Here is a 2413-nt window from a genome sequence, read left to right on the forward strand (position 1 = left end):
ATCTTTCCAAAAATATCCCCGCCGGAGGCATCGTCGCAGCCGGGCTCGATGCCCGGATGCGGCGACCACCGGGATTTGACACAGGCGCGGCCGATCAGACCCTGAAACAGGCCAGCCACACCGCCACGCCAAAGATGAAACTGCCCTCAGGCCGAACCACGGCCCCGCGTCACGGCGCCGCGCCGACCACGCCGACCACGGGGCCCATCCGCCGCCCGCCATCCGTGCGCCCGATCTCGGGGGCATAGAGGCGCGAGATATTGCCGTCGAAATACAGCGCATTGGGCAGCTTAAGGTAATCCCGGAAGAGGCTGCCGAACTGGTGAAACGTCACCGCATTGCGCGAGATGGCAAAGACCGCACGGCGGCCATCGGCTGAGGTTCCGACCCCGTTCCTTACATAATAGCTGTCCGAATCGGGCAGGAAGCGCGGGTGCAGCTCTCCATCGATCACCAGCATCGGCCCGGATTGGGTGGCGTAGGTGCAGGCGGGGGCGGCTTCGGCAAAAGCCAATGTTTCGAATACATCAGCCCGGGCCTCGCGGATGCAAAACACGCCATTGGGCAGCAGGCCGAAGTTGCCCGGGCCTGCATTGGTTACCAGCCGCATTTCCTTGGCGCCGTCCTCGACATAGAGGCCTACGGGAGACCGGTCGCTGTGATACATCCCGGCATTGGTGGCAAAGGCCAGCGCCTTGCCCTCCTCTGCCAGTGCTGTGTCCAGAGAAGAGAAATGCCCGTAGACCTGCCCGTCGCCATCACGCAGGAACAGCCGCAGCTGCTCCTCTGACGCATCTACTTCGCAGATCGAATACCGGTTGCCTTTATAGGCCGCATCGCTGCATTCCACCGCACTGACGGCCGGAGCGGCCCAGAGCGCGGCCAGCAGCAAGGCGGCCTTGCGGATCACTCTTCCGTGTCGCGGCGCACCGCGTCCTGGGACAGCATCCGGCGGGTCTCGTCCATCTGATCAAACGTTTCATCCAGCCGGAAGCGTAGATCCGGGGCGAACTTCAGTCCCAGTTTTTTGCCGACCGCGCGGCGCAGCTCCCCCTTGTTCCGGGCGAGGAGCTTCAGCACATCCTCCTGTCCCTTGCCGCCCAAAGGCAGCACAAAGGCAGTGGCGATTTTCCGGTCCGGCGAGGTGCGCACCTCGCCCACGGTGATCGACATGCGGTTCAGATCCGGGTCATGCACATCGCCGCGCGCCAGCACCTCGGAGAGGGAGCGACGGATCAGTTCGCCGACGCGAAGCTGGCGCTGGGAGGGCCCGGGGCCGTCGTGGAATTTGTTCTTTGCCATATTTCCGATCTATGCCGGATTGCGGGCTTTGCCAAGCGCTGCCCGGCGATGTAGGACAAATCCAGCTTGAATAGGGGAATTGTTCAATGACTCACAAACCAGGGATCGTGATTGCCGGCGCATCGGGCCGCATGGGGCAGATGCTGATTAAGACGGTGCTGGAAAGCGATCAGGCCACACTGGCGGGCGCGGTGGAGCGCGACGGCCACGCATGGGCCGGCCGCGATGTGGGCGAAGCAATGGGCGGGGCGCCTGTTGGCGTTACCGTGACGACGGATGCGCTGGAGGCATTTTCCAAAGCGCAAGCGGTGATTGATTTCACGTCGCCGGAGGCAACGCTGAATTTTTCCAAACTGGCAGCCCAAGCCCGCGCGGTGCATGTGATCGGTACGACAGGTATGAGCGATGAGCAGATTTCCCAGCTGGAACCGGCCTCGCGCCACGCGGTGATTGTGCGGGCTGGCAACATGAGCCTTGGGGTGAACCTTCTGGTTCAGCTGACCAAGAAGGTCGCCGCGGCATTGGACGAAGATTTCGATATCGAGGTGGTTGAAGCGCATCACCACCACAAGGTGGATGCGCCCTCGGGCACCGCGCTGATGCTAGGGGAAGCCGCCGCGGAAGGGCGCGGCGTGAAACTGGCGGATGTGCGTGATTCCGGCCGTGATGGCATTACCGGCGCTCGCAAACGCGGCGATATCGGATTCACCGCAATCCGCGGCGGCGACATTGTGGGCGAGCATGACGTGCTGTTTGCAGCAGCTGGTGAGCGCATTGTGCTGCGCCATCTGGCCAGCGACCGCGCAATCTTTGCCCGCGGCGCGCTGAAAGCCGCCCTGTGGGGGCAAGGCAAAGAGCCCGGCCAGTATGACATGGTGGATGTGCTGGGACTTTGACGCGAAAAAGCGGCCCTTGCGGGCCGCTGCCTCCGGCAAGAGCAGTTTGCAAAAGAGAAGCCAAAGCTTTCTCAACGCCGCTCAGAAACCGACGGCGATGCCTTTCTTCTCCCAGTCGCCGTAACGGGCTGGGTCGGGGCCCTCGCGGCCGCCCAGTTCCTTGGGGGGCGGGCTCTGCGCTTCAGCGGCCTTGCGGCGTTCCTCGGCCTCGGCCA

The 2413-nt window shown here is 63.5% G+C and carries 4 protein-coding genes; 1 reads left to right on the forward strand and 3 read right to left on the reverse strand.

What is annotated here, in order from left to right; translation table 11 throughout:
* Positions 1-169: 169 nt before the first annotated feature.
* Positions 170-910 carry a phosphodiester glycosidase family protein gene (locus tag VOI29_RS24105; RefSeq protein WP_323784382.1) on the reverse strand — a complete coding sequence of 247 codons (741 nt, stop codon included), beginning with the start codon at positions 908-910 and terminating at the stop codon, positions 170-172.
* Positions 907-1302: a 30S ribosome-binding factor RbfA gene (gene rbfA / locus VOI29_RS24110; RefSeq protein ID WP_323784384.1), complete on the reverse strand. Its 396-nt coding sequence runs from the start codon at positions 1300-1302 to the stop codon at positions 907-909. The genes VOI29_RS24105 and rbfA overlap by 4 nt, the downstream gene beginning before the upstream one ends.
* An 86-nt stretch (positions 1303-1388) precedes the next feature.
* Between rbfA and dapB the strand changes: the two genes are divergently transcribed.
* Complete coding sequence (dapB, locus tag VOI29_RS24115; protein ID WP_323784386.1) at positions 1389-2198, forward strand: 4-hydroxy-tetrahydrodipicolinate reductase; 810 nt, start codon at positions 1389-1391, stop codon at positions 2196-2198.
* A gap of 81 nt (positions 2199-2279) precedes the next feature.
* Here the strand turns inward: dapB and VOI29_RS24120 are convergent.
* Positions 2280-2413: DUF1674 domain-containing protein (locus VOI29_RS24120; protein ID WP_323784387.1), on the reverse strand; the 134-nt coding region annotated here is incomplete at its 5' end.

It is taken from the genome of Leisingera sp., from assembly GCF_034669605.1.
GTDB lineage: Bacteria > Pseudomonadota > Alphaproteobacteria > Rhodobacterales > Rhodobacteraceae > Leisingera.